This window comes from Rhodococcus sp. MTM3W5.2, assembly GCF_001984015.1.
GTDB classification, from domain to species: Bacteria; Actinomycetota; Actinomycetes; order Mycobacteriales; family Mycobacteriaceae; genus Rhodococcus_G; species Rhodococcus_G oryzae.
In genome coordinates, this window is record NZ_CP019572.1 from 1,330,207 (window position 1) to 1,356,966 (window position 26,760).

Below are 26,760 nucleotides of genomic sequence, written 5' to 3' on the forward strand. Positions count from 1 at the left end.
ACACCACGAGGAGCCTTCGATGACCGTGTACGCCCGTCCGGGTTCACCCGATTCCGTCATGTCCTTCCAGTCCCGCTACGACAACTGGATCGGTGGACAATGGGTGCCGCCCGTCAAGGGTCAGTACTTCGAGAACCCGACCCCGGTCACCGGTCAGCCGTTCTGCGAGATCGCCCGTGGCACGGCCGAGGACATCGAGCTCGCCCTCGACGCCGCGCACGCCGCAGCCCCGGCCTGGGGCAAGACCTCGGTAGCCGAGCGCGCGGTCATCCTGAACAAGATCGCGGACCGGATGGAGCAGAATCTCGAGTCGATCGCGCTCGCCGAGTCCTGGGACAACGGCAAGCCGATCCGTGAGACCCTGAACGCCGACATCCCGCTGGCCATCGACCACTTCCGCTACTTCGCGGGTGCCATCCGGGCGCAGGAGGGTTCGCTCTCGGAGATCAACAGCGACACCGTCGCGTACCACTTCCACGAGCCGCTCGGTGTGGTCGGCCAGATCATCCCCTGGAACTTCCCGATCCTGATGGCCGTGTGGAAGCTGGCGCCCGCACTGGCCGCCGGAAATGCGATCGTGCTCAAGCCCGCGGAGCAGACCCCGGCGTCGATCCTGCACCTGATCGGCATCATCGGCGACCTGCTGCCCGCGGGCGTGCTCAACATCGTCAACGGCTTCGGCACCGAGGCGGGCAAGCCGCTCGCCTCGAGCCCGCGGATCAAGAAGATCGCCTTCACCGGCGAGACCACCACCGGCCGGCTGATCATGCAGTACGCGTCGCAGAACCTGATCCCGGTCACCCTGGAGCTCGGCGGCAAGAGCCCGAACATCTTCTTCTCCGACGTGCTCGCCGCCAACGACGACTACCAGGACAAGGCGCTCGAGGGCTTCACCATGTTCGCGCTCAACCAGGGCGAGGTGTGCACCTGCCCGTCCCGCGCGCTCATCCAGGGCGAGATCTTCGACGAGTTCCTCGCGATGGCGGCCGTCCGCACCAAGGCGGTGCGGCAGGGTGATCCGCTCGACACCGAGACCATGATCGGCGCGCAGGCCAGCAACGACCAGCTGGAAAAGATCCTGTCCTACATCGAGATCGGCAAGGCCGAGGGCGCGCAGCTGGTGACCGGTGGCGAACGCGCCGAGCTCGGTGGCGACCTGTCCGGCGGCTTCTACGTGCAGCCGACGGTGTTCACCGGCAACAACAAGATGCGGATCTTCCAGGAGGAGATCTTCGGGCCGGTGGTGTCGGTGACGTCCTTCAAGGACTACGACGAGGCCATCGAGATCGCCAACGACACCCTGTACGGCCTCGGTGCCGGGGTCTGGTCCCGCGACGGTGGGGTGGCCTACCGCGCCGGCCGTGACATCCAGGCAGGCCGGGTGTGGACGAACACGTACCACCAGTACCCGGCGCACGCGGCGTTCGGCGGCTACAAGCAGTCGGGCATCGGCCGCGAGAACCACCACATGATGCTCGACCACTACCAGCAGACCAAGAACCTGCTCGTCAGCTACGCCCGCAGGCGCAGGGCTTCTTCTGACCCACAGGCTCGGGGCTTCTCACGGCCCGAGCCCCCGAACCACGGCGCCCGCCAATGCCCCCTGCGGCGGGCGCCGTGACCATGACGCGGCGCCCGCTCATCCCCCGAGGCGGGCGCCGTGTCTCCACTTCTCGCCGAGACGGAGGTCCCCATGGCCGACCCGATGACGGTCCCCGGCCGCATCGTCGCGACCGCGGCGGCGATGGATCTGCTCCGTCGCCTCGGCATGGTCCACGGACCCCTGATGATGCACCAGTCCGGCGGATGCTGCGACGGCTCGGCCCCGATGTGTTATCCCGCAGGCGAATTCATCGTCGGAGACCGTGACGTCCTGGTCGGGCTGCTCGACCTGCGGCTCGGTGTCGGCGAGGTGCCGAGCTCGGTTCCCGACGGTGACGACGCGGTGCCCGTGTGGATCTCGGGCACACAGTTCGCGGCCTGGCAGCACACCCAGCTGGTGCTGGACGTGGTCCCGGGGCGCGGCTCGGGGTTCAGCCTCGAGACGCCGGAAGGGGTGCGCTTCCTGAGCCGGGCCCGCGCGTTCACCCCGAGGAGAACAGCGCGCTCGCCCAGGCCGAACCGGTCACCGGGCAGAGCTGGGAAGACGGCAGGCGGCCCGAGCCGCCCGCCGAACCCCAGGTGGTCGCCGAGGCCGTCGACGCCTGTCCCGTCCCTGGCGGCCCGAGAGCTGATCAGTCGTAACCCCGTGGACATCAATCCATGACGTTGGTCTTCAACACTATGCGCAGCCGCGCCGCCCCTGGTGGCGCCGCCGTGGCCGTGTGATCATTCACTAGGAGAAGGAGGTCGCCATGGCGATCACCACCAAGAAGCCCTCGCACGAGGACTTCCACAACGAGGACAGCGAGTACCTCGCGAAGCGGACACTCAAGTCGGGCTCCGCCGGCTGGTTGCTGCTGGCCGGGCTCGGCGTGAGCTACGTGATCTCCGGTGACTACGCCGGGTGGAACAACGGGCTGGCCGAGGGTGGCTTCGGTGGTCTGCTCATCGCGGGCATCGTCATCGCGGGCATGTACCTGGCGATGGTGCTCGGCATGGCCGAGATGTCCTCTGCGTTGCCCGCCGCGGGCGGTGGCTACACCTTTGCCAGGCGAGCGCTCGGGCCGTGGGGTGGATTCGCAACCGGCACAGCGATTCTCATCGAGTACGCGATCGCGCCCGCCGCGATCGCCACCTTCATCGGTGGCTACGTCGAGTCGCTGAACCTTTTCGGGATCACCGACGGCTGGTGGGTCTATCTCGCGGTCTATGCCATCTTCATCGGCATCCACCTCACCGGTGCGGGCGAGGCGCTGAAGGCGATGTTCGTGATCACCGCGATCGCGCTGGTCGGTCTGGTCGTGTTCGCGGTGTCCGCCTGGGGCCTGTTCGACGCGAGCAACCTGACCGATATCGCGGCCGACCCCGACGCGGCGGGCAGTTCCAGCTTCCTGCCCTTCGGCTGGTTCGGAATCTGGGCCGCGGTGCCGTTCGCCATCTGGTTCTTCCTTGCGGTGGAGGGTGTTCCGCTCGCGGCGGAGGAGGCCCGCGAGCCGGAGAAGAACGTGCCGAAGGGCATCATCATCAGCATGCTGCTCCTGATCATCACCGGGGCGGCCGTGCTCTTCCTCGCCACCGGCGCGCTCGGTGCCGAGGCCCTGTCGACCTCGGGCAATCCGCTGGTGCAGGCGCTCGGTGACGGCGGAGCGGCCAAGGCCGTCAACTACATCGGACTGGCGGGCCTGGTCGCCAGCTTCTTCTCGATCATGTACGCCTACTCTCGCCAGACCTTCGCGCTCTCGCGCGCCGGGTACCTGCCGACAAGGCTCTCGGTGACCAACTCTCGCAAGGCCCCGACCCTCGCGTTGATCGTCCCCGGCGTCATCGGCTTCATCCTCTCGCTCACCGGCGAGGGCGCGATGCTGCTCAACATGGCGGTGCTGGGCGCGGCGGTCAGCTACGTGCTGATGATGGTCAGCCACATCGTGCTCCGTAAGCGCGAGCCGGGCATGGCGCGTCCGTACCGAACCCCTGGCGGCGTCGTCACGACATCCTTCGCGCTGGTGATCGCCATCGCGGCGGTGATCGCCACCTTCCTGGTCGATCCGACGGCGGCGATGTGGACCGTGGTCGCGTTCGGCGCCTTCATGGCCTACTTCGGCTTCTACAGCCGGCACCACCTGGTGGCCAACTCGCCCGATGAGGAGTTCGCGATTCTCGCGAAGGCGGAAGAAGAACTGGAATGACGCGCTACAGCCAGCAGATCGGCGGTACCACCCACACCTTCGACGGGCTCGTCGAGCTGATGGCGAAGGCGACCCCGCTGCGCAGCGGCGACGAGCTGGCCGGATGCGCGGCCGCCTCGGATGCCGAGCGTGCGGCCGCGCAGTGGGCCCTCGCCGATGTCCCGCTCGACCGGTTCCTGCACGAGCTACTGGTGCCGTACGAGACCGACGAGGTCACCAGGCTGATCATCGACTCGCACGATCGCGCTGCGTACCAGTCGATCTCGCACCTGACGGTCGGGGGTCTGCGTGACTGGCTGCTCGAGGTGGCCGCGGGTGACGGCGCGGCCGCCACGCTGCGGGCGGTCGCGCCGGGTCTCACGCCGGAGATGGTGGCGGCGGTCAGCAAGATCATGCGGAACCAGGACCTCATCGCGGTCGCGCGGGCGGCCGTTGTCACCGCCGGGTTCCGGACCACGGTCGGGCTGCCCGGCAGGCTGAGCACCCGGCTGCAACCCAACCATCCGACCGACGACCCGCGAGGCATCGCGGCCGCCACACTGGACGGGCTGCTGCTCGGCTGCGGAGACGCGGTGATCGGGATCAACCCCGCAACCGACTCGCCGCACGCCACCTCCGACCTGCTCCACCTGCTCGACGAGATCCGGCAGCGGTTCGAGATCCCCACCCAGTCCTGCGTGCTCTCCCACGTCACCACCACGATGGAACTCATCGAGGCGGGCGTGCCGGTGGACCTGGTGTTCCAGTCCATCGCGGGCACCGAGGGAGCGAACGCGAGTTTCGGTGTCACCGTGCCCCTGCTGCGGGAGGCCAACGCCGCGGGCCGCTCGCTCGGGAGGGGCACCGTCGGCAACAACGTCATGTACCTCGAGACCGGCCAGGGCTCGGCCCTGAGTGCCGGTGCCCACCTCGGCACCGGCGGCAGACCCGTGGACCAGCAGACGCTGGAGACACGTGCGTACGCGGTGGCCCGCGACCTCGAACCGCTCCTGGTCAACACGGTGGTCGGGTTCATCGGTCCGGAGTACCTGTACGACGGCAAGCAGATCATCAGGGCCGGCCTGGAGGACCATTTCTGCGGGAAGCTGCTCGGGCTGCCGATGGGCGTCGACGTCTGCTACACCAACCACGCCGAGGCCGACCAGGACGACATGGACACCCTGCTCACCCTGCTGGGTGCGGCGGGGACGGCGTTCGTCATCGCGGTCCCGGGGCGGACGACGTGATGCTCGGCTATCAGAGTCTGAGCTTCCACGACGCGCTGTACGTCCGGCAGGTGCTGGGGCTGCGTCCGGCCCCGGAGTTCGAGGCCTGGTTGCACCGGCTCGGCATGACAGACGCGGCGGGCCGGGTGCTCCCGGTGGATGCGGCGGCCTCACCGCTGCGCGCACTGACGGGGGCGCTGTGAACCTCGAGAAGCGTGCGGGCACGGCACGGACCGAAACGGATCCACAGGACTTCTGGGAGGAACTGCGGCTCAGCACCCAGTCGCGGATCGGGCTCGGCCGGGCGGGGGACTCGCTACCGACCGACCGCGTGCTCGAGTTCCGTGCCGCGCACGCCGCGGCCCGCGATGCCGTGCACCTACCGTTGGACGCCGACGAGCTGACCCGGCAGGTCGAGGCGGTCGGTCTCGGCAGCCCCGTGCGGGTGACGAGTCGGGCAGGCAGCCGTGCCGAGTACCTGCGCAGGCCCGATCTCGGACGACTGCCTGCCGATCTGGCGGGCGTACCGCACAGCGGCGCTGATCTGGGATTCGTTCTCGGGGACGGGCTTTCGCCTCGCGCCCTGATGGATCACGGTGCCGCGCTGCTGGGGGCGCTGGCCGAGGAACTCTCGGACAGGTTCTCGCTCGCGCCGCCGGTGATCGCGACGGAGGCGCGGGTGGCGCTCGGCGACCACATCGCCGAGGCGATGGGGGTGCGCACCCTGATCGTGTTGATCGGGGAGCGGCCGGGATTGTCGGTGGCGGACAGCCTCGGCATCTACCTGACGCACCTGCCCCGTCCCGGCCGCACCGATGCCGATCGAAACTGCGTCTCCAACATTCACCCGCCGGAGGGGCTCGGCTACGCCCAGGCCGCAAAGGTGGTGGCGGGCTTGGTGTCCGGTGCCCGCAAGCTGGGACGCTCCGGCGTCGACCTCAAGGACACCTCGCGGTCAGACGCGTTGTCCTCCGGAGAGGTCCTGACCCTCGACTGATCTGCTCGGCCTCCGGTCGAGAGGTTCTCCCTTCATCGCCGCTGTGTACCGGCGTGACTTCGTGTGCCGGTGCGCTTCCGCGCGCCCGCATCCTTCGAGAAAGAGGATTCCTGGTGAAGTCTTTCCCTACGCGCGCAGCTTGGGTGTGTGCCCTGTCCGGCGTGATCGCGTTGACCGCATCCTGTTCGTCCGGCGGTGACGGCGCTGCCGCTGCCGCGCCCGACACCAGCAGCTGCGCCGCCCTCGACACGGGGCTCGAATGGTTCGGCGAGAACCGGCAGCAGCTGGACCGCATGATCGCGGAAAAGGGCAGCTGCGGCGTCGACGGAGACGCCGCGAAGGGCGCCCCGCTCGCGCTGTTCGACTGGGACAACACCGTGGTCAAGAACGACATCGGCAGCGCGACCGCCTACTGGATGATCAAGAACGACAAAATTCTTCAGCCCGAGGGCGCAGATTGGGCAACGACGAGCCGATTCCTGACCCCGGATGCGATCGCGGCACTCGGGTCGGCGTGCGGCATCGGGGTGGCGCCCGGCGGTCCGCTGCCGACGAGTTCCGATCTCGACTGCGCCGACGAGATCGTCGCCGTGCTCGACGACGAGACCACCTCCGGGAAGCCGGCCTTCGCCGGGTACGACCATCGGCGGACGAAGCCCGCGTACGCCTGGGCGGTTCAGTTGATGGGTGGTCATACGGTCGACGAGGTGACCGAATATGCCAGGGCGGCGCGAACGGAGAATCTGGCCGCCCCCGAGGGAGCCGAACAGACCGTGGGAACCACCGAGGTCGACGGGTACGTGAGGTACTACCCCCAGATCGCGGACCTCGTGAAGGTGTTGCGCACCAATGGCTTCGATGTGCGCATCATCTCGGCGTCGGCGGAGCCCGTGGTGCGGGTGTGGTCGGAGGAACTGGGCCTGGCGCCCGAACGGGCGATGGGGGTCCGTCCCGTCGTCGAGAACGGTGTCCTCACGAGGCACCTCGAGGGCTGCGGCGGCGTGGCCGACGGCGAGGACTCGGTCATCCCGTACATCGACGGCAAACGGTGCCAGGTCAACGAGGTCGTGTTCGGGGTGAACGGCCCCGCGGCGTTCGATCAGTTGCCCGCCGATCGGCGCCAGGTCTTCGCGGCAGGCGACTCGGTGACCGACGTGACGTTCCTCGGGGACGCGACCGGCGCGCGCCTGGTGATCAACCGCAACAATGCCGAGCTCATGTGCAACGCCTACGACAACAGCGACGAGCGGTGGCTGGTCAATCCGATGTTCCTCGACCCGAAGGACCGTGCGGAGGAGCCCTACCCTTGCTCGACCAAGGCCTACACCGCTGCCGACGGCGGCAAGGGAGCGGTCCACCGGGTCGACGGATCGGTGATCGAGGACCAGGTGGACTCCGTCTACTGACGTGTGAACGCCGCGAGTGGGGTCGGTTCGGTGAACCGACCCCACTCGGCGGTCAGGCCGCTGCGGCGGCGCTCTGTGCCGCGAGCTTCTGGAGCCCGGCAGGGTAGAGGCGCTTGCCCACGACAAGCGCGACTATCGCGAGGACATACACCAGGGGCGACAGCTGCAGGGCCTCGAGCAGGCCAAGGCGATCGGCGAGGATGCCGATGACGAAGGGGCCCAATGCCAGGCCGAGGACATTGTTGGCCACGGTGAGGGTGCCGAGTGCGGACGACCGCACCGACGGGTGGGTCAGGCTGGCCACCATGGCGGCCGACGGGCCCGAGGATCCCGCTGCGAAGAAGGCTCCGATTCCCAGCAGGACCAGCTGCGGGGCCCCGGTGTCCAGGCGAAGTCCCAGTCCGAGCGCGAGGAAAGAGATCAGGCAGAAGGCGACGGCGCTGGACCACTTCCTGGCCGGGTTGGTCCTGCTGACCCGGTCGGTGATGATGCCGCACACGATCATCCCGGTTCCGATGAGCAACACGAACACCGATGCGATCGCGCCCGCCTTGTCGGGCGCCATGCCGTAGTACCGGTTGAAGAAGCTGGGGGTCCAGGCGAGCAGGACCGCGGCGGTGAACATCTGCAGGCCGCCGCCCAGATACGCGCACCACACAGCGGAATTGGTGAACAGGCTCGACACCGGGACCCGGATGGTGCTCCCGGTGGTACCGACCGTCGCGACGTTCTGGTCGGCGGCGTGCTCCGCCAACCGGCGTTCGGTGACGAGCGCACGGAACAGGGCGACGAGCAGGAGGCCCAGCACCGCCATCGCGGCAAAGGACCAGCGCCAGCTCATGTGCACGGCGATGACACCGCCGAGGGACACGCCGACAACCGAGCCGAACGAGCCCCCGGCCATGAAGGCGCCGCTCAGCGTGGAATGAACGCGCGGCGCGAAGACGCCGAGCACAACGGCGATCCCGACGCTCCCGTAGGCGGCTTCGCCGACACCGACGAGGAAGCGGGCGGCCAGCATCTGTTCGTAGTTGGATGCGACCGCACACAGCAGCGTCGCGATGCTCCACAGCGTGGCCATCAGCACCAGGCTCTTCACCCGGCCCCATCGGTCGGCCAGGAGGGAGAGCGGCAGCGTCAGCAGGCCGACCATCAGTGCGACGATGCTGGTGAGCGACGCGAGCTGGGAATCCGACAGGGCCCAGTCGGCCTTCAGGAACGGAAAGACGGCGCTGAGTACCTGGCGAGACATGTAGTCGGACAACAGCAACGCGAAGGTGAGGGCGAAGACGAGCCAGGGGTAGTACGAGCGCCGGCTGCGGCGGACGGCGGTCGTCGCGGAGCTCGGCGGATCGGTGGCTGCGATCTCGAGTTCGGGCGTGGTGGATGTCAGTCCCATGGATGCTCCTGGGGTGCGGCGGGAGGGGGGAGGGTATGGGGCCGGCGCTCAGCTGGCGGCGCGGCGTGACTCGTACGCGTCGAGTTCCTCAGCGAGGATCGGCACGCCGAGATTGCAGGCGTGGATCCCGAGGACGCTCACCATTTCGAGGACGGTGAGGATCTCCTCCCTGGACACGCCGAGCTCGAGTGCGGCACGGATGTGCCGACGAACTCCAGGCGCGTACATGTGGGTTGCGGCGGCATCGATGGCGATGCTCAGCAGTTCGACGAACTCGGGTGTGAACACCCCACGCCGCACGGGCGTGGCGTTCATCGCCATGAACTGCTCGGTCCACTCCGGATCCCACTGGGACAAGGTGTCCCACAGTGGATTCCAGCTTCCGGCCTGCTTCATTCGGTCGAGCGTCGGAGTGGGTATCGGCTCAGCGGTCATGGTGGCTCGTTTCACGGAGAACGAATCGGGTGTGATGCAGGCGATCCGCCTGGCCCGATAGTGGCCTGCATCACGTTACGTCGCTCGTGAGCCGAATAATTGCCCGTGCGGGACGGGATTCTTTGCATTTCGGGACATGTGCACTGGGGGGTCGCGGGTGGATCCGAAACCGACCTAACCCTCGGTTTGTTTGCGCCAATCGCGGGGCTCATGCCGAACTGCTGATGGAACCACCGGGAGAAGCTGCTCGGTGTCGAGAAGGCGAGCAGCTCGGAGATCTCGGTGAACGAGTAGCGGCGGCCGGCGACCATGCGTTTCGCGAGTTCGGCCCGGGTGGAGTCGACGACCGAGGTGAAGGTCTGTCCCGACTTCGCGAGGTGCCGATGCACCGTGCGACGGTCGACGCCGAGGCTGCGCGCGACCTGCTCGATCGAGCAGCGTCCGCTCGGCAGCAGGAGTTCGACGAGTTCGCGTACGCGATTGGTGAGCGTGGGTTCCTCGGGCGTGGTGAGCGTGTCGAGGAACTGTTTCGCGTAGGAGCGCAGCAATGGGTCGGACAGCCTGTTCGGCTCGTCCAGATCGCCTGTGTAGGTGATGATTCCGGTGAACTCGCTGTTGAAGTGCAGCGGCGCGTCGAAGACCTGGCGGTGCGTCGTGTCGTCGGCCGGTCGGTCGTGTTCGAAGCTGACGGACACCGGATGCCACCGCTCGCCCAGTAGATGCCGCAGCAGCTGGTGGGTCACCGTGACCGCCAGTTCGACGGACTGCCGGACCGGTACGGGTTCGCCGGGATCGATGCTGATGCGGATCGTGGCCAGGCCGTCGCGCTCGGACAGCCGGATGTGCAGCGCCTCGTTGTAGGTGTGCTGGTACCGGATCAGCATCCGGAGCGCGCTTCGGGCGTCCGGCTCGTCCCGGATGCTGACGCTCAGTGGGCCGAGGGTGGACAGGCGCCGCCGCTCGGCCAGCTTCAGGGCGAAGTCCTGGCGACCCGAGCTCGCCGCGGACAGCTCGAGGAGGCGGGCGACCGAGGCCGCGGGCACCCAGCGGTCCTGCAGGTCCAGCCCGGCCGGGTCGAGCCCCACGCTCCTGAGCAGCTGCACCGGGTCGAGCGACAGGGCCCGGCTCAGTTCGATGTAGCCGGTCAGTGAGGCATACCGGGCGAGCGGCTTCGCCATGCGCGCCACCTTCCGTCTCGGGTGTCCCGCTCGGTGCCCGCGGTGGGGTGTCCCGAACGGGAAACAAATATGTCCCGTCAGGATAAGTGTGAACCCCATCGCATGGCTACTGTTGTGTCAGCTGAGTCACACCGGATGCGTCGATCGCCTCCGGTTGCGGGCCCCGCGAAGGGCACATCGACCGCTGCGCCAGGGCGCAGCGAGATGCCCGCCCAGGGGTGGAACCACGATCAAGGAGAAGGCAATGGCAAAGGCGATCCGCTTCTACGAAACCGGCGGCCCGGAGGTTCTGCGGTGGGAATCCGTGGAGGTCGGCGACCCGGGACCGGGTGAGGTGCGGGTCCGCCACGGAGCGGTCGGCCTGAACTTCGCCGACACCTACTTCCGCACGGGGATGTATCCCGCGCCCCTGCCCGCAGGCATGGGTGTGGAGGGTGCGGGCGTGGTGGAGGCGGTCGGTGCCGGTGTCACCGACTTCCGGGAGGGTGACCGCGTCACGTACACGGGTAGCCCGCTCGGTGCGTACAGCACCGAGCGCGTGATGCCCGCCGCACACCTCATCGCACTTCCGGACGGGATCGAGTTCGAGACCGCGGCCGCGATGACCATGCGCGGCCTCACCACCGCGTACCTGCTTCGCCGGATCCATCCACTGAAGGCAGGCGACACGGTTCTGCTGCACGCGGCCGCGGGCGGAGTCGGGCTGATCTTCTGCCAGTGGGCGAAGTTGCTGGGGGTCAACGTGATCGGCACGGTGTCGACCGACGAGAAGGCGGCGGTCGCGCGTGCTCACGGGTGCGGAGAGGTCATCGTCTACACGCGGGAGAACGTCGCCGAGCGGGTGCGTGAGCTCACCGGCGGTGCGGGCGTGCCGGTGGTCTACGACAGCATCGGGGCATCCACGTTCCAGACCTCGATCGACTCGCTGGCCAGGCGGGGTCTACTGGTGGCCTTCGGAACCGCATCCGGTCCGATCCCGCCGATCGATGCCATGCAGCTCGCGGTCAAGGGGTCGCTGTTCGTGACCCGGCCCGCGCTCGCCGACTACATCGCCGATCCGGCCGAGCGGGCGGAGCTCGCGGGCGAACTCTTCGGTCATGTTGCGGCCGGCCGCATCTCCATCGAGATCAACCAGCGTTACGGGCTCGAGGACGCCGAGAAGGCTCATCGCGACCTGGAGGCCGGTATCAGCATCGGCTCCTCGGTCTTCTCGGTCTGAATCTTCAATACGTAGAGGAGAGCGTCATGACCACAACCATCGACCGCGTGACCGGTCGAACCGACATCGCCGCCGTGGCGATGGATGCACGCCCGCTGACCTGCAGCATCGGTGCGGAGATCCTGGGCGTCGATCTCGCCGACGTGGCACGCGACGACCGGCGCTTCGCGGAACTGAAGTCGCTGCTGCTCGAGCACAAGGTGCTGTTCTTCCGGGACCAGAACATGAGCCGGGCCGAGCACGTGGCACTCGCCGAGCGGTTCGGGTCGCTCGAGGACCACCCCGCACTCGGCAGCGACCCGGACCACCCGGGCCTGGTTCGGATCTACAAGGACCTCGACAGCCCGCCGGAGCGGTTCGAGAACGCTTACCACTGCGACGCGACGTGGCGGGAGAACCCGCCGATGGGCTGCGTGCTGCGGTGCATCGAGGGACCCGAGGTCGGCGGCGACACCATGTGGGTGAACATGGCGCTGGCCTACGAGCGGCTGCCCGAGCACGTCAAGGAGCAGATCGAGGGCCTGCGGGCACGGCACAGCATCGAGGCGACCTTCGGTGCGCGGCTGCCGATCGAGCAGCGACTCGAGTTGAAGGAGCGCTTCCCGGACGCCGAGCATCCGGTGGTGCGCACGCACCCCGAGACGGGGGAGAAGATCCTGTTCGTCAACTCGTTCACCACCCACATCACGAATTTCCACACCGCCGAGAACGTGCGCTGGGGCATCGATTACGCGCCCGGGGCCGGTGAACTGCTCCGCTACCTGCAGAGCCAGGCCTCCATCCCGAGTACCAGGTGCGGTGGCGGTGGACGCGCAACAGCGTGGCGATCTGGGACAACCGGTCGACGCAGCACTACGCGGTCCAGGACTACTGGCCCGCGGTCCGAAAGATGGAGCGCGCGGGCATCGTCGGCGACCGTCCCTTCTGATTCAGGCGAATTCTCTTCCACTCCAGGCTCTTCCAGCCCAATCGACAGGAGAAATGACATGCACTTTCACGACGACGCGCTGTTCCCGGAGAACCAGGACAAGCTGGTCATCACCGTTGCGCCGTACGGCCCGGAGTGGGCGGTCGAGGACTTCCCCGAGGACCTGCCCCTGACGATGGACGAGCACGTCCAGCAGGCCGTCGACTGCTTCGAGGCCGGCGCCACCGTGCTGCACATCCACGTCCGCGAGGAGGACGGCAAGGGCTCCAAGCGCCTTTCGAAGTTCAACGAGCTCCTCGGCCGCCTCCGCGAGGCCGTCCCGGAGATGATCCTGCAGGTGGGCGGCTCGATCTCCTTCGCGCCCGAGGGCGACGGTGCGGACGCGAAGTGGCTCTCCGACGACGTGCGGCACATGCTCGCCGAGCTGGACCCGAAGCCGGACCAGGTCACCATCGCGATCAACACCAGCCAGATGAACATCATGGAGCTGATGACCCCGGGCGACATCAAGGGCACCTCCCTGGAGAACGCCGAGCTGTCCGCGACCTACCGCGAGATGACCGTTCCCGCCGGCCCGGAGTGGGTCGAGGAGCACCTGCGCCGCCTGCAGGCCGCAGGCATCCAGCCGCACTTCCAGCTCTCGAGCATCCCCCAGCTCGAGACCGTGGAGCGCCTGATCCGCCGCGGCGTCTACACCGGCCCGCTGAACCTGACCTGGGTTGCCATCGGCGGCGGTTTCGACGGCCCGAACCCGTACAACATGATGCAGTTCATCAACCGGGTCCCGGACGGCGCCTGCCTGACACTGGAGACGCTGATGCGCAGCGTGCTTCCGGTGAACACGATGGCCATCGCGATGGGTCTGCACCCGCGCTGCGGCAACGAGGACAACCTGTGGGCGCCCAGCGGCGAGGTCAAGATCACCTCCGCCGAGCAGGTCCGCCAGCTGGTGCGCGTCGCCAACGAGCTCGGCCGCGAGGTCGCCACCGCCAAGGAGGCCCGCGACATCTACCGGATCGGCGAGACCTACGCCGACGCCGACGAGACCCTCGCCCGGCTCGGCTACGCGCCGAACCGCAAGCCCGGACAGGTCGGGTTCACCCAGCACGCCTGAGCAGCGCGTCCCGCGCCTGTGCGTGATCTGTACCCCGACCGGGGTACAGATCACGCACAGGCGGCGTAGCCGCCCGAGATATGGAGTCCACTTTGAACAGCATCGCCGATCCGACCGTGGTGATCGTGCCCGGTCTGCGCGACCACGTCGCCGACCACTGGCAGACCCTGCTCGCAGACAAGCTCGACCGAGTGCGCACGGTGCCGCCGCTCGAACACGACAAGCTCAGCCTGAGTGCGCGTGTCGCGGCGCTCGACGCCGTACTGAGCGAGGTCTCGGGGCCCGTCGTCCTGGTCGCCCACAGCGCGGGCGTCATGATCACGGTGCACTGGGCCCAGCAGCCGACCCGGACGATCCAGGGTGCTCTGCTGGCCACCCCCGCCGACCTGGAACAGCCTCTACCCGAGGGCTACCCGGTGCTCGAGGACCTCGAGCGCAACGGCTGGAACCCCATCCCTCGCCGCCGGCTGCCGTTCCCCAGCATCGTCGCCGCCAGCAGCAACGACCCGCTCGCGAGCCACCGGCGGATCGCGGGAATGGCCGAGACGTGGGGCAGCCGGCTGGTCGACCTCGGCGACGTCGGACACCTCAATCCCGCTTCCGGCTACGGGTATTGGCCGGAGGCCGAGGAGCTCCTCCTCGAGCTGACGGGTGCGAAGCAGGTCGCCTCGTGACCCGGGTGTTCGTCTCGGCCGCGGAGGCGGTCGCCGACATCGGCAGCGGCGCCTCGTTGGCCGTGGGCGGATTCGGCCTGTGCGGGATCCCCGACGCGTTGATCGCCGCGATCGCGGACGGGTCGGCGACCGATCTGGAGGTCGCCTCGAACAACTGCGGAACAGACGGCCACGGGCTCGGTCTGCTGTTGGAGCAGAAGAGGATTCGTCGGGTCATCGCGTCGTACGTCGGCGAGAACAAGGAGTTCGCCCGGCAGTACCTGGCCGGGGAGTTGGAGGTCGAGCTGTCGCCGCAGGGCACGCTGGCCGAGCGGCTCCGCGCCGGTGGTGCCGGTATTCCGGCGTTCTTCACCCCTGCGGGGGTCGGTACCCCGGTGTCGGAGGGTGGGCTGCCGTGGCGCTACGACGGCGACGGATCGGTCGCGGTGGCATCCCCGCCGAAGGAGGTCCGCGAGTACTCGGGCAAGCGGTACGTGCTCGAGGAATCGATCACCACCGATTTCGCATTGGTGCACGCGGCGATCGGGGACACCGAGGGCAACCTGGTGTTCAACATGGCGGCACGCAACTTCAACCCGCTCGCCGCGATGGCGGGCCGGGTGTGCATCGCGCAGGTGGAGACGCTGGTGCGGCCCGGTGTGCTGGATCCGGCGCAGGTCCATCTGCCGGGGATCTTCGTCGACCGCATCGTCGCAACGGGCGTGCAGGACAAACAGATCGAGAAGCGCACGGTGACGGCGCGGAAGGTGGCAGTGGTATGACCGTGTTGCCCGGTTCGGCCCTTCCGTCCGCTCCTCGCTCGTTCCTCGCTGCGATGCTCCGAAAGGACCTTCCCTCATGACCTCGACCCTGACAGTGGTCGGCTGGACCCGCGAGCAGATGGCGGCCAGGGCCGCGGCAGAGCTTTCGGCGGGCGAGTACGTCAACCTCGGCATCGGACTGCCGACCCTGATCCCGAATCACCTCCCGCCCGGGCTCGAGGTGGTCCTGCACAGCGAGAACGGGATCCTCGGTACCGGGGCATATCCGGACGAGGACGGAGTTGACGCGGATCTGATCAACGCGGGCAAAGAAACAGTGACCGTGAAGCCAGGCGCCTCGTTCTTCGACTCCGCCCTGTCGTTCGGGATGATCCGCGGTGGGCACATCGACACCGCGGTGCTCGGCGGGATGCAGGTGTCCGAGACCGGCGACCTGGCGAACTGGATGGTGCCCGGCGCGATGGTCAAGGGCATGGGCGGCGCGATGGACCTCGTCCACGGTGCCCGCAGGGTTCTCGTGCTGATGGAACACACCGACCGGTCGGGTGCATCGAAGATCGTGCGCGAGTGCACGCTGCCGCTCACCGGTCAGGGCGTGGTGCACCGGATCATCACCAACCTCGCTGTTCTCGATGTCACCGAGGCGGGTCTGGTGTTGCGCGAATGCGCACCCGGCGTGACGGAGGAGTCGGTGCGCGCGGCCACCGACGCGCCGCTCGCATAGGCCACCGACCACCTCCATCACGACAACCGAAAGTGAGTTCAGCGTGCTGAACCTGTCCATGCTCCTGGAAGACTCCGCCCGCCGATACCCCGACCGGGCGGCCCTTGTCCTCGACGGGGAGCGACTGACCTACGCGCAGCTCGACGCCCGTGCGAACCAGGTGGCGAACCTGTTGACCTCGCGGGGCATCGAGCCGGGAGACCGGGTCGCGCTCTCCTGCCCCAACCTGCCGCAGTTCCCGATCGTCTACTACGGGATCCTCAAGGCCGGCGCGGTGGTGGTCCCGCTCAACGTGATGCTCAAGGGCCGCGAAATCGCCTACCACCTTGCCGATTCGGGTGCGAAGGCGTACTTCTGCTTCGAGGGCACAGCGGACCTGCCGATGGGCGAGTTCGGCCGTGCCGGGTTCGACGCGACGGACCGGTGCAGGCAGATGTACCTGATCACCGCGGAACCCGGCGCTGTGGCACCGGTCGACGGCGTCACCACCCTTGCCGCCGCGCTGGAGGGCATGTCGCCGGAGGTGGAGTCGGTGGTCCGTGAGGCGGGCGACGCCGCGGTGATCCTGTACACCAGCGGCACCACTGGCAAGCCCAAGGGCGCCGAACTCACCCACTCCAACATGGTGATGAACGCGGCGACGGCGAATCGGCTGTTCGACAGCAACCCGGTCCGGCACGACAACTACCTGGTGACCCTCCCGCTGTTCCACTCCTTCGGGCAGACCGTCACCATGAACGCGGGCCTGTCGGTCGGTGCCACCCTGGTACTGCTGCCCCGATTCGAGGCCGCCGCGGCCCTGCGTCTGATGGTCGACGAGGCCATCACCGTGTTCGCGGGGGTTCCGACCATGTACTGGGCCCTGCTCGGCGCGCTCGACGACACAGTGGACGTCGACCGGATCGCGGGCACCATCCGCCGCGCCATCTCGGGCGGTGCGGCGCTGCCCGTCGAGATCCTGACCCGATTCGCCGAGAGATTCGGCGTGCAGATCCTCGAGGGGTACGGGCTGTCCGAGTCATCCCCGCTGGCCCTCTTCAGCGACCCCGAGCGGGACCCGCGTCCCGGATCGATCGGTGTGCCGGTCTGGGGCGTCGAAGCGCGGTTGATCGACGACAACTGGAACACCGTGTCGGGCGCCGACGAGGTCGGGGAGATCGCACTGCGGGGGCACAACATCATGGCGGGCTACCTCGATCGCCCCGAGGCCACCGCCGAGGCCATGCACAACGGATGGTTCCGGACGGGCGATCTCGCCCGCCGCGACGCCGACGGCTTCTACTACATCGTCGACCGCGCCAAGGACCTCATCGTGCGTGGCGGGTTCAACGTCTACCCGCGTGAGATCGAGGAGGTCCTGCTGACCCATGAGGCCGTCTCCCTCGTCGCCGTGATCGGCGTGCCACACGAGAGCCACGGCGAGGAGATCAAGGCGTTCGTCATCCTCGAGCCGAACGCGCAGATCACCGAGAGCGAACTGATCACCTGGTGCAAGGAACAGATGGCGAGCTACAAGTACCCGCGCTCGGTCGAGTTCGCCACCGTCCTGCCCATGACCGCCACCGGCAAGATCCTCAAGCGCGAACTCGCGGGGATGTCCGAACCCGCGCGCTGATCCAGCCGCGTGTACCGACACCGCCCTCACGGCGGTGCCGGGCGCTTCCTATGGTGTGAGGCGTGAATGAAACCATCGAGTTCCGCGGCGGAGCGGGGACCATCGCCGCCGACCGCTGGACGTCGGACGACGGGCTGGCAGGCCGCGGTGCGGTCCTGATGCTGCACGGCGGCGGTCAGACCCGTCACTCATGGAACCGGGCCGCGGCGACCCTGTCGCGCGACGGCTGGACCGTCTACACCCTCGACGCGCGCGGTCACGGCGACAGCGATTGGGCGCCGGACGGCGACTACCGGGTCGACGGCCTGGTCGACGACCTGCGCGGCGTCATCGACCAGCTCGGCGAGGCGCCGGTGCTCTTCGGGGCCTCCCTCGGCGGGATGACCGGGTTGATCGCGGAGGGGAGAACCCCGGACTGATGCGTGGCCTGGTCCTTGTCGACATCACGCCCAAGGTGGAACCCGAGGGCGTCAGGCGGATCGCCGACTTCATGCGGGGCAATCCCGACGGATTCGCCAGCCTCGACGAGGTCGCCGACGCGGTGGCCGCATACCAGCCGCACCGCACCAGGCCGTCGAACATCGATGGGCTGCGCCGGAACGTCCGGGAACGGTCGAACGGTCGCCTGTACTGGCACTGGGATCCCGCATTCGCCCGGCCGGGGGAGTGGGCGACGTCATCACCTCCGACCATCACGGCCGGATGGTCGCGGCGGCGAGGGCCGTCGAGGTGCCCACGCTGCTTGTGCACGGCGGCAAGTCGGACATCGTCAGCACCGACGGGGTCGAGGAACTGCTCGGGTTGATCCCGCACGCCACCGCGGTCAACGTCTCGGCCGCGGGTCACATGGTCGCGGGGGACGACAATGCCGTGTTCACCATGGAGGTCGGCGGCTTTCTCGACGGCCTGGCGTAAGTGTTGACGCCGGTGACGGTCATCCAAAAGGATGTAGCTCGCCCCTGACCCTCGGGCGGTCACGACGCCCGGTTCCGGGCACCAAAAGGAGATACGCAATGGCCTTTGCAGGCAATGTCGATGAGCTGGCTCTGTTGCAGTCGGTGCGACTGAAGGGTTCGGTGTCGGCACCGGTACTGGCCGTGCAGCTCGGGGTCACCGAGTCCTCGGCGCAGGCCGCGCTCGATGCGCTTGTCGCGGCGGGCCGCGCCTCCGATTCCGGCGACGCCGGGGTCTCGCTCACCGACGCGGGGGTGAGCGAGCTCGAGGATCAGCTCGACGCCGAGCGCGTCTCCATCGACGAGGACCTGTTCGCGGAGGTCGTCGAGCGCTTCGAGCCGCTCGACGAGGAATTCGCCGAGCTGACCGAGGACGACGTCGACTCGCTCGTCGACCTGGACCGCCGCGCGTCGGACGTGTTCGACGACGTCTCCGCGTACGTGCCCCGACTGGCCAGGTACCAGGAGCTGCTCGCGGATTCCCTCGATCGGGTGAAGTCGGGCGATTCGTTCTCGGACACCTACGCGGTGGTGTGGTCGGAGCTGCGCCGCGAGATTCTCAGCGCCTCCGCACAGTAGCCCGAAAGTGGCGTGGCTCACGCCACCCCCTTTCGGGGTAGTCGTCACGTGAGCCACGTCACTACCTTTCCTCGCAGTCGGTGACGCCCAAACCGGGCATCACTCTTGGCTCGAGAAGAGGAACACATGACGACAGTGTCGCCAGTAGAAGGAACGGTGATCGCCGCGCCCCCGCGCACCAGCGTGCGCCGGGTGGCCATCGCGAGTTGCATCGGCACCACCATCGAGTTCTACGACTTCTTCATCTACGGGACGGCCGCGGCGCTGGTGTTCCCGAAGGTGTTCTTCCCGGCATTGGGGTCGACAGCAGGAACGGTCGCCTCGTTCGCGACCTTTGCCGTCGCGTTCATCGCCCGGCCCGTCGGCGCGATGCTGTTCGGCCACTACGGCGACCGGATCGGCCGCAAGAAGACCCTGATCTCGACGCTGCTCCTGATGGGCATCTCGACCCTGCTCATCGGTCTGCTGCCGAGCGCCTCCACGATCGGGGTCGCGGCCCCGCTGATCCTCGTGCTGCTCCGTTTCGGGCAGGGCTTCGCGGTCGGCGGCGAGTGGGCAGGCGCGACGCTGTTGACCGCCGAGTACGCACCGCCGGGCAAACGCGGCCTGTACGCGATGTTCCCGCAGCTCGGCCCCGCCATCGCCTTCATCCTCTCCAGCAGCACCTTCCTCATCACAGGGGCCGTGCTCGGCGACTCGAACGAGACCTTCCTGAACTGGGGTTGGCGTGTGCCGTTCCTGTTCTCCATCGTCCTGGTCGGCATCGGCCTGTACATGCGCCTCGCCATCGAGGAGACCCCGGTGTTCCGCGCCAACCAGGCGCAGCGGGCACTCGACGGGCCGGATGCGGCCCCCAGGACCCTGCCGTTCCTCGACGCGTGGCGCTACCAGCGCAAGGAGATCCTGCTCTCCGCAGGCGCCCTGGCCACGCTGTTCGCCTTCTTCTACCTCGGCACGGCCTTCCTCACCAGCTACGGAACCAAGACGCTCGGCTTCAGCCGTCCGTTCGTGCTGATGGTCGGCATCGCCTCCGCCGTCGTCTTCGGCATCGCGATCATCGTCTCCGCGCTCTACTCGGACCGGATCGGTCGCCGCAAGGTGATCATGGCGTCCTGCGTCGCCGCGCTGGTCTGGGCGCTTGCCCTGTTCCCCATCCTCGACACCGGATCGCCCGTCGCGTTCGTGATCGGCATGTTCGGCACGCTCGCCATCTTCGGCGTCGCCTACGGCCCCTGCGGTGCGCTGCTGCCCGAGATGTTCCAGACGCGGTACCGCTACACCGGCGCGGGCCTTGGCTACAACCTGGCGGGCGTGCTCGGTGGCGCCATCCCGCCGCTGATCGCCGCGCCGCTCGCCTCCACCTACGGCAGCTTCGCGATCGGTCTGATGCTGGCCGGACTGTCGGTGCTGAGCTTCTTCTGCACCAAGGCCCTTGTCGAGACCAAGGACCACGCGCTCTAGCCACCCGCGGGCGGGGTGTCCGGACCTTGGACAGTTACGGTCACCCCGCACCATCGACTATGTCGTAGGTCACATCCGCACGAGTAGGTTCGACCACGGGAGGGCTCGCACCGGCGGGCCCTCCCCGAGGCGCTCACCGGCGCCCAGGAGAGGAATCACATGAGCACCACACTGCCCAGCTACGCCTCGGGAGTCTGGGATGCCCCCATGCTGGGCGACACCATCGGGGACAACTTCGATCGGACGGTCGCGGCGCACGGCGACCGCGACGCGCTCGTGGACCGGCCCTCGGGCAGGCGATGGACCTACGCCGAGCTCGCCGCCGACGTGAACGGTGTCGCGGCTGGCCTGCTGCAGCGCGGGGTCGGCATGGGCGACCGGGTGGGCATCTGGGCCCCGAACTGCCCGGAGTGGACGCTGATCCAGTTCGCCACCGCGAAGATCGGCGCGATCCTGGTGAACATCAACCCCGCCTACCGGTCGCACGAATTGCAGTACGTGCTCGAGCAGGCGGGCATCAAGATGCTGGTCGCCGCGGCGAGCTTCAAGAGCTCCGACTACGCCGGGATGATCGAGACGGTCCGGCCGCAGTGCGCCGACCTGGAATCGGTGATCCTGCTCGGCAGCACGGATTGGCAGGCGCTGGTCGCGGATGGGACCGCAGCCCAGTCCGCCGACCCGTCGAGGCTGGCGACGGCGCAGTCCAAGCTCTCCGCGGACGACCCGATCAACATCCAGTACACCTCGGGCACAACGGGATTCCCGAAAGGTGCGACACTCAGTCACCACAACATCCTCAACAACGGATTCTTCGTCGGCGAGCTGTGTCACTACACCGAGGCGGACCGGGTGTGCATCCCGGTGCCGTTCTACCACTGCTTCGGCATGGTGATGGGCAACCTCGCGTGTACCACCCACGGCGCGACCATGGTGATCCCCGGCCCCGCGTTCGATCCGAAGGCCACCCTCGAGGCCGTGCAGGCCGAGCGGTGCACCTCCCTGTACGGGGTGCCGACGATGTTCATCGCCGAGCTCGCCGATCCGGACTTCGCGAGCTACGACCTGTCGAGCCTGCGCACCGGGATCATGGCCGGTTCGCCGTGCCCGGTCGAGGTGATGAAGCAGGTGATCGAGCAGATGGGGATGGCGGAGGTGTCCATCTGTTACGGCATGACCGAGACCTCGCCGGTCTCGCTGCAGACCCGCTCCGATGACACGATCGAGCAGCGGGTGTCCACCGTCGGCCGGGTGGGTCCGCACCTGGAGGTCAAGATCGTCGACCCGGCAACGGGGCTGACGCTGCCCCGGGGGCAGGCGGGCGAGCTGTGCACGCGCGGCTACTCGGTGATGCTCGGGTACTGGGAGAACCCGGAGAAGACGTCCGAGGCCATCGACACGGCCCGGTGGATGCACACCGGCGACATCGGGGTGATGGACGCCGACGGCTACGTCGCCATCACCGGCCGGATCAAGGACATGGTGATCCGCGGCGGCGAGAACATCTATCCCCGTGAGATCGAGGAATTCCTCTACTCACATCCGGACATTCTCGACGCCCAGGTGATAGGTGTGCCGGACGCGAAGTACGGCGAGGAACTGATGGTGTGGATCCGGATGCGTGAGGGCGCGCCGGAGCTGGACGCGGACTCGGTGCGGGCCTTCTGCACGGGGAAGCTGGCGCACTACAAGATCCCGAGGTATGTCCATGTCGTGGACGAGTTCCCGATGACGGTGACCGGAAAGATCCGCAAGATCGACATGCGCGAGCAGTCCGCCCAGCTGATCGGCCAGGGCTAGGCGGGCCGGCCGATGAACCCCGGCGAGACGAGCGGGCGGGAACCGGTCCGGCCCGAGATAGCGCTGTCCTGGAAGCGATCCGCGCTGAGTGGCGTCGGCCCGGGGGACGGGTTCGACGCGGACCCGGCGACCGACCTGGACCTCTCCAGCCGGCTACTGCGGGCCGCGCGCCCGATCCTCGACGAGGTCGCGATCCAGATCGCGGGCACCGGGCTGTGCCTCCTGCTCGCCGACCGGGACTGCCGGATCGTGGCGCGGGTGTTCGACAACCATCAGGTCGAGCGGAAGATGGAGAAGCTCGGTGCGGTGATCGGCTCGCGGTTCGGTGAGGACACCGCGGGCACCAACGCGATCGGTACCCCGGTCGAGGTGCGGCGCGGGATCGTCATCAACGGGGAGGAGCACTACCTGGAGCGCCTGAAGGGGCTGAGCTGCTACGGGCATCCGATCCTGCATCCGGTGACGCACCGGGTCGAGGGAATCCTGGACATGACCTGCATTGCCCCGCAGGTCAACTCGCTGTTCGCGCCTTTTCTGCAGCGCGCCGCGGCGGACATCGAGCGGCGCCTGCTCGAGGGTTCGCGGGCGTCGGAGCAGCGGTTGGTGGACGCGTTCCAGCGGGTCTCGCCGCAACGCCATGTCGCCGTCGCCGCGATCGGCGAGGACATCCTGCTGAGCAACCGGACCGCGCTCGATCTCCTCGACGTGGCCGACCACGCCGCGCTGCGCGGGCTCGCGGCCGACCTGCTGCCGGACCAGTCCCGCACGGTGAATCTCGAACTGGCCTCCGGCCAGCTGGCGAAGGTGCAGGCCGACCGGATCGCCGGAACGAACGGGGCACACTGTTTCTGGTCGAGCAGGTGCATCGACCACACGTACCGATCCGGCGCCGTGCCGACCGTGCGGGGGTCGTGGACCGGGCGCGATCGGAGTTGCGACGGGTGCGCGCGACCGCCGAGTCCGTTGCGATCGTCGGCGAGTCCGGTTCGGGCCGCACCACGGCCGTGCGCGATCTCGCAGGCGTCGACACCGTGCGCTGGACGGATGCCTCGCGGATACCGATAGTGGGGCAGGGTCGATGGTTGTCGGCGCTGCTGGAGCAGGCATCGACGTCGGGTGGTGTGCTGGCCGTCGAACACGCGCACCTGTTGCCCGCGTCGATACTTCCCGTGGTCACGGACCTCCTGGTCGCCGAGGGTGGACCTCGGATGGTGCTGACGAGCAGTCCGATCGAGGATCTTCCCCCGGCGGCAGCGGCGATGATCGCGCGGTGCCCCGAACGCATCGCGGTGCCTCCGCTCCGTCAGCGGCTCGGCGAACTGCCGGAGATCGCCCAGGCGATGCTCGACGAGATCGAGCCCGGGCTGAGCCTGACCTCGACCGCGCTCGAGGCGCTGGTGGCGGGGGAGTGGCCGGGCAACCTGACCGAGTTGCGGGTGGTGCTCACCAGGACGGCGCGCGACCGTACGAGCACCAGGCTCGGGCTCGCGGATCTGCCCGACGCGTACCGGACCAGCTCGCGCGTCTCGCGCCTCGCGGGCCGCGAGCGTGCGGAACGCCAGGCGATCATCGATGCCTTGCAGGAATGCGGCGGAAACAAGGTGCATGCCGCCGCGAAGCTCGGAATCAGCCGTAGCACACTGTATTCGAGAATCCGTGCGCTCGAGGTGACGCCCTAGGGCTGTCCGGAAGTCGCACAGTTATCCGCATCGGAACCGGCGAAGTATGGCGTGCATCACACACCAACTCTCGCAGGAGGAACCGATGACGGCGATCGCCGATTTCCCGCTCAAGTCCGAGGTGCAGGGGTTCTTGACCGGCGGCCCGAAGAAGCTGCTGATCGGCGGCGAATGGACCCCGGCCGCCTCGGGTCGCACCTTCCCGACCTACGACCCCGCGACCGGGAACGCACTGACCGAGGTCGCGCACGGTCAGGCCGAGGACGTCGACCGGGCGGTTCGCGCCGCGCGGGCGGCGTTCGACGACGGCCCGTGGCCCGGGATGAAGCCGAACGAGCGCGAGCGGCTGCTCTGGCGCGTCGGTGACATCCTCAGCGAGCGGGCAGAGGAGTTCGGTCAGCTCGAGGCGCTAGACAACGGCAAGTCGGCGGGCATCGCGTCCGCGGTCGATGTCGCCTGGGCCGCGGACGTGTTCCGCTACTACGCCGGCTGGGCAACCAAGATCGAGGGCAGCACGGTCAACGTGTCGATGCCCTTTGCACCGGGTGCCCAGTTCCACGCCTACACGCTGCGCGAGCCGGTGGGCGTGTGCGGGCTGATCGTGCCGTGGAACTTCCCGCTGCTGATGGCCTCGTGGAAGCTGGCGCCGGCACTCGCGGCAGGCAACACGGTCATCCTCAAGCCCGCCGAGCAGACGCCGCTGACGGCGCTGTTGCTCGGTGAGGTGTTCCAGGAGGCCGGCTTCCCGCCCGGCGTCGTGAACATCATCAGTGGATTCGGCGACGCGGGCGCCGCGCTGTCCGCGCACGACGACGTCGACAAGATCGCCTTCACCGGCTCCACCGAGGTCGGGAAGAAGATCGTCGATGCCGCCAAGGGCAACCTGAAGAAGGTCTCGCTCGAACTCGGCGGCAAGAGCCCCAACATCGTCTTCGCGGACGCCGATTTCGATGCCGCCGTTGAGGGTTCGCTCAATGCCTGGCTGTTCAACCACGGTCAGTGCTGCGTCGCCGGGACGCGGCTGTTCGTCGAGGACAAGATCTTCGACGAGTTCACCCATGCGGTCGCGGACGCGGCGAGTCAGGTGAAGATCGGACCCGGTCTCGACCCGGCGACCCAGCTGGGCCCGCTCGTCTCGCAGGAGCAGTTCGACAAGGTGACCGGCTATCTGCGCGAGGGTCTCGCGGACGGCGCCCGGGCGCTGACCGGCGGCAAGCGGTGGGGCGAGACCGGCTACTTCGTCGAGCCGACCGTCTTCGTGGACGTCAAGCCGGAGTTCAGCATCGTCCGCGAGGAGATCTTCGGCCCCGTGGTCGCGGCGCTGCCGTTCAACGCCGAGGCAGGCGTCGCCGCTGCCGCGAACGACTCGATCTACGGCCTGGCAGCGGGAATCTGGACCCGCGACATCTCCAAGGCACACCGCACCGCGCGGCAGATCAAGGCCGGCTCCGTGTGGATCAACCAGTACAACGGCTTCGACACCGCGATGCCCTTCGGCGGATACAAGCAGTCCGGCTGGGGCCGCGAGCTGGGGGCGGCCGGACTCGACGCCTACACCATCACCAAGTCCGTCAACATCGCGCTCTGACAACAACTTACGAGGAGAAACCATGAAGACGACCGCAGCCGTGCTCCTGGAGCCCGGAAAGCCGTTCGAGTTGATGGAGCTCGAACTGGACGGACCCGGTCCGGGCGAGGTGTTGATCAAGTACACCGCCGCGGGCCTGTGCCACTCGGACCTGCACCTGACGGACGGCGACCTGCCGCCGCGCTATCCGATCGTCGGTGGGCACGAGGGATCGGGGATCATCGAGGAGGTCGGGCCGGGCGTCACGAAGGTCAAGCCCGGCGACCACGTGGTGTGCAGCTTCATCCCGAACTGTGGCACCTGCCGCTACTGCTCGACGGGCAGGCAGAACCTGTGCGACATGGGCGCCACCATCCTGGAGGGTTCGATGCCGGACGGCACCTTCCGGTTCCACTCCAAGGGAACAGATTTCGGTGCCATGTGCATGCTCGGCACGTTCGCCGAGCGGGCCACCATCTCGCAGCACTCGGTGGTCAAGGTGGACGACTGGCTGCCGTTGGAGACCGCGGTGCTCGTCGGCTGCGGGGTCCCCTCGGGGTGGGGAACCGCGGTCAACGCGGGCAACCTGCACGCGGGTGACACCGCCGTCATCTACGGCATCGGCGGCCTGGGCATCAACGCCGTGCAGGGCGCGGTCAGCGCGGGCTGCAAGTACGTGGTCGTCGTCGATCCGGTGGCCCTCAAGCGCGAGACCGCGCTGAAGTTCGGCGCCACCCATGCCTTCGCCGACGCGGCGAGCGCCGCCGAGAAGGTGAACGAACTGACCTGGGGCCAGGGCGCCGATGCCGCCCTGATCCTGGTCGGCACCGTGGACGAGGAGGTCGTGTCCGCGGCGACAGCGGTGATCGGGAAGGGCGGCACCGTCGTCATCACGGGGCTGGCCGATCCGGCGAAGCTCACCGTGCAGGTGTCCGGCTGCGACCTGACGCTCAACCAGAAGACCATCAAGGGCTCGTTGTTCGGGTCCATGAATCCGCAGTACGACATCGTCAAGCTGCTGCGGCTCTACGACGCGGGCCAGCTCAAGCTCGACGAGCTGATCACCACGCAGTACCGCCTCGAGGACGTCAACAAGGGCTACGAGGACCTGCGCAGCGGCAAGAACATCCGCGGGTGATCGTGCACGCCTGACCGGTGGACGCCGGTTCCCTCGACCGGCCCGCGCCCGGCGGTACCCCGCTCTCCTGACCGCAGGAGAGCGGGGTACCGCCCGTCTGGGGCCGTAAGGGTTCCTACTGCGACGTCACCGTGTCACTATCA

20 protein-coding genes and 5 pseudogenes are annotated in these 26,760 nt (G+C 68.1%); 22 read left to right on the forward strand and 3 right to left on the reverse strand.

Annotation, left to right across the window (positions count from 1 at the left end):
- Positions 1–19: 19 nt before the first annotated feature.
- The 6 genes and pseudogenes from BTZ20_RS06325 to BTZ20_RS06350 all read left to right on the forward strand — a co-directional run bounded on the left by BTZ20_RS06325 (position 20) and on the right by BTZ20_RS06350 (position 7,396).
- Positions 20–1,542 (forward strand): annotated as a pseudogene (locus tag BTZ20_RS06325) (aldehyde dehydrogenase family protein).
- A 163-nt stretch (positions 1,543–1,705) separates the two neighbouring features.
- Positions 1,706–2,244 (forward strand): annotated as a pseudogene (locus BTZ20_RS06330) (DUF779 domain-containing protein).
- 110 nt (positions 2,245–2,354) lie between these two features.
- Positions 2,355–3,788 carry an ethanolamine permease gene (gene eat, locus BTZ20_RS06335; RefSeq protein ID WP_077040780.1) on the forward strand — a complete coding sequence of 478 codons (1,434 nt, stop codon included), beginning with the start codon at positions 2,355–2,357 and terminating at the stop codon, positions 3,786–3,788.
- A pseudogene (locus tag BTZ20_RS06340) lies at positions 3,785–5,196 on the forward strand (ethanolamine ammonia-lyase subunit EutB). The gene eat and the pseudogene BTZ20_RS06340 overlap by 4 nt, the downstream one beginning before the upstream one ends.
- Positions 5,193–5,990, forward strand: coding sequence for an ethanolamine ammonia-lyase subunit EutC (gene eutC / locus BTZ20_RS06345; protein ID WP_077040781.1), 798 nt, complete (start codon positions 5,193–5,195; stop codon positions 5,988–5,990). Before BTZ20_RS06340 ends, eutC begins: the two are co-directional and overlap by 4 nt.
- Positions 5,991–6,151: 161 nt before the next feature.
- Complete coding sequence (locus BTZ20_RS06350) at positions 6,152–7,396, forward strand: haloacid dehalogenase-like hydrolase (protein ID WP_317616078.1); 1,245 nt, start codon at positions 6,152–6,154, stop codon at positions 7,394–7,396.
- A 52-nt stretch (positions 7,397–7,448) separates the two neighbouring features.
- Here the strand turns inward: BTZ20_RS06350 and BTZ20_RS06355 are convergent, their stop codons facing one another.
- The 3 genes and pseudogenes from BTZ20_RS06355 to BTZ20_RS06365 form a co-directional block, all read right to left on the reverse strand.
- Positions 7,449–8,795, reverse strand: a complete 1,347-nt coding sequence (locus BTZ20_RS06355) for an MFS transporter (RefSeq protein WP_077040782.1) — start codon at positions 8,793–8,795, stop codon at positions 7,449–7,451.
- A 48-nt stretch (positions 8,796–8,843) separates the two neighbouring features.
- Positions 8,844–9,230 carry a carboxymuconolactone decarboxylase family protein gene (locus BTZ20_RS06360; protein ID WP_077040783.1) on the reverse strand — a complete coding sequence of 129 codons (387 nt, stop codon included), beginning with the start codon at positions 9,228–9,230 and terminating at the stop codon, positions 8,844–8,846.
- Between the two features lie 174 nt (positions 9,231–9,404).
- Positions 9,405–10,408 (reverse strand): annotated as a pseudogene (locus BTZ20_RS06365) (AraC family transcriptional regulator ligand-binding domain-containing protein).
- Positions 10,409–10,652: 244 nt separating this feature from the next.
- On the opposite strand from BTZ20_RS06365, the gene BTZ20_RS06370 reads away from it, so the two are divergent.
- From BTZ20_RS06370 to BTZ20_RS06435, 16 genes and pseudogenes are all read left to right on the forward strand, one after another.
- A complete protein-coding gene (locus BTZ20_RS06370; RefSeq protein WP_077040784.1) occupies positions 10,653–11,627 on the forward strand; it encodes a quinone oxidoreductase family protein in 975 nt (324 codons plus the stop codon).
- A gap of 80 nt (positions 11,628–11,707) precedes the next feature.
- Positions 11,708–12,555, forward strand: a pseudogene (locus BTZ20_RS06375) (TauD/TfdA dioxygenase family protein).
- Positions 12,556–12,613: 58 nt separating this feature from the next.
- A complete protein-coding gene (locus BTZ20_RS06380; protein WP_027500576.1) occupies positions 12,614–13,669 on the forward strand; it encodes a 3-keto-5-aminohexanoate cleavage protein in 1,056 nt (351 codons plus the stop codon).
- An 80-nt stretch (positions 13,670–13,749) separates the two neighbouring features.
- A complete protein-coding gene (locus BTZ20_RS06385) occupies positions 13,750–14,343 on the forward strand; it encodes an RBBP9/YdeN family alpha/beta hydrolase (RefSeq protein WP_077040785.1) in 594 nt (197 codons plus the stop codon).
- Positions 14,340–15,104 carry a CoA transferase subunit A gene (locus BTZ20_RS06390; RefSeq protein ID WP_077040786.1) on the forward strand — a complete coding sequence of 255 codons (765 nt, stop codon included), beginning with the start codon at positions 14,340–14,342 and terminating at the stop codon, positions 15,102–15,104. The genes BTZ20_RS06385 and BTZ20_RS06390 overlap by 4 nt, the downstream gene beginning before the upstream one ends.
- A 76-nt stretch (positions 15,105–15,180) precedes the next feature.
- A complete protein-coding gene (locus BTZ20_RS06395) occupies positions 15,181–15,828 on the forward strand; it encodes a 3-oxoacid CoA-transferase subunit B (RefSeq protein WP_077040787.1) in 648 nt (215 codons plus the stop codon).
- A gap of 43 nt (positions 15,829–15,871) precedes the next feature.
- Positions 15,872–17,443 carry a long-chain-fatty-acid--CoA ligase gene (locus BTZ20_RS06400; protein WP_077040788.1) on the forward strand — a complete coding sequence of 524 codons (1,572 nt, stop codon included), beginning with the start codon at positions 15,872–15,874 and terminating at the stop codon, positions 17,441–17,443.
- Positions 17,444–17,505: 62 nt separating this feature from the next.
- Positions 17,506–17,862 carry an alpha/beta fold hydrolase gene (locus BTZ20_RS27760; RefSeq protein ID WP_223263654.1) on the forward strand — a complete coding sequence of 119 codons (357 nt, stop codon included), beginning with the start codon at positions 17,506–17,508 and terminating at the stop codon, positions 17,860–17,862.
- 247 nt (positions 17,863–18,109) lie between these two features.
- A complete protein-coding gene (locus tag BTZ20_RS27765; protein ID WP_223263655.1) occupies positions 18,110–18,358 on the forward strand; it encodes an alpha/beta fold hydrolase in 249 nt (82 codons plus the stop codon).
- A 98-nt stretch (positions 18,359–18,456) separates the two neighbouring features.
- Positions 18,457–18,975, forward strand: coding sequence for a hypothetical protein (locus BTZ20_RS06410; RefSeq protein WP_077040789.1), 519 nt, complete (start codon positions 18,457–18,459; stop codon positions 18,973–18,975).
- A 126-nt stretch (positions 18,976–19,101) separates the two neighbouring features.
- Complete coding sequence (locus BTZ20_RS06415) at positions 19,102–20,436, forward strand: MFS transporter (RefSeq protein ID WP_077040790.1); 1,335 nt, start codon at positions 19,102–19,104, stop codon at positions 20,434–20,436.
- 159 nt (positions 20,437–20,595) lie between these two features.
- The gene (locus BTZ20_RS06420) at positions 20,596–22,233 is read left to right on the forward strand and encodes an AMP-binding protein (protein ID WP_077040791.1); all 1,638 of its coding nucleotides are present in this window, start codon (positions 20,596–20,598) and stop codon (positions 22,231–22,233) included.
- Positions 22,234–22,245: 12 nt separating this feature from the next.
- A complete protein-coding gene (locus tag BTZ20_RS29690; RefSeq protein WP_411269108.1) occupies positions 22,246–23,298 on the forward strand; it encodes a hypothetical protein in 1,053 nt (350 codons plus the stop codon).
- Complete coding sequence (locus tag BTZ20_RS29695; protein ID WP_411269109.1) at positions 23,298–23,912, forward strand: helix-turn-helix domain-containing protein; 615 nt, start codon at positions 23,298–23,300, stop codon at positions 23,910–23,912. The genes BTZ20_RS29690 and BTZ20_RS29695 overlap by 1 nt, the downstream gene beginning before the upstream one ends.
- Before the next feature lie 85 nt (positions 23,913–23,997).
- Positions 23,998–25,500 carry an aldehyde dehydrogenase family protein gene (locus BTZ20_RS06430; RefSeq protein ID WP_077043531.1) on the forward strand — a complete coding sequence of 501 codons (1,503 nt, stop codon included), beginning with the start codon at positions 23,998–24,000 and terminating at the stop codon, positions 25,498–25,500.
- A 22-nt stretch (positions 25,501–25,522) separates the two neighbouring features.
- Positions 25,523–26,617, forward strand: coding sequence for an NDMA-dependent alcohol dehydrogenase (locus BTZ20_RS06435; RefSeq protein ID WP_077040792.1), 1,095 nt, complete (start codon positions 25,523–25,525; stop codon positions 26,615–26,617).
- The last annotated feature ends 143 nt before the right edge of the window (positions 26,618–26,760 follow it).

Bases quoted from the DNA above. Each gene is read 5' to 3' on its own strand.
- eat (WP_077040780.1), top strand. From the start codon at position 2,355: ATGGCGATCACCACCAAGAAGCCCTCGCACGAGGACTTCCACAACGAG.
- BTZ20_RS06355 (WP_077040782.1), bottom strand. From the start codon at position 8,795: ATGGGACTGACATCCACCACGCCCGAACTCGAGATCGCAGCCACCGAT.
- BTZ20_RS06360 (WP_077040783.1), bottom strand. From the start codon at position 9,230: ATGACCGCTGAGCCGATACCCACTCCGACGCTCGACCGAATGAAGCAG.
- BTZ20_RS06370 (WP_077040784.1), top strand. From the start codon at position 10,653: ATGGCAAAGGCGATCCGCTTCTACGAAACCGGCGGCCCGGAGGTTCTG.
- BTZ20_RS06380 (WP_027500576.1), top strand. From the start codon at position 12,614: ATGCACTTTCACGACGACGCGCTGTTCCCGGAGAACCAGGACAAGCTG.
- BTZ20_RS06385 (WP_077040785.1), top strand. From the start codon at position 13,750: ATGGAGTCCACTTTGAACAGCATCGCCGATCCGACCGTGGTGATCGTG.
- BTZ20_RS06395 (WP_077040787.1), top strand. From the start codon at position 15,181: ATGACCTCGACCCTGACAGTGGTCGGCTGGACCCGCGAGCAGATGGCG.
- BTZ20_RS06410 (WP_077040789.1), top strand. From the start codon at position 18,457: ATGGCCTTTGCAGGCAATGTCGATGAGCTGGCTCTGTTGCAGTCGGTG.
- BTZ20_RS06415 (WP_077040790.1), top strand. From the start codon at position 19,102: ATGACGACAGTGTCGCCAGTAGAAGGAACGGTGATCGCCGCGCCCCCG.
- BTZ20_RS06420 (WP_077040791.1), top strand. From the start codon at position 20,596: ATGAGCACCACACTGCCCAGCTACGCCTCGGGAGTCTGGGATGCCCCC.
- BTZ20_RS29690 (WP_411269108.1), top strand. From the start codon at position 22,246: ATGAACCCCGGCGAGACGAGCGGGCGGGAACCGGTCCGGCCCGAGATA.
- BTZ20_RS06430 (WP_077043531.1), top strand. From the start codon at position 23,998: ATGACGGCGATCGCCGATTTCCCGCTCAAGTCCGAGGTGCAGGGGTTC.
- BTZ20_RS06435 (WP_077040792.1), top strand. From the start codon at position 25,523: ATGAAGACGACCGCAGCCGTGCTCCTGGAGCCCGGAAAGCCGTTCGAG.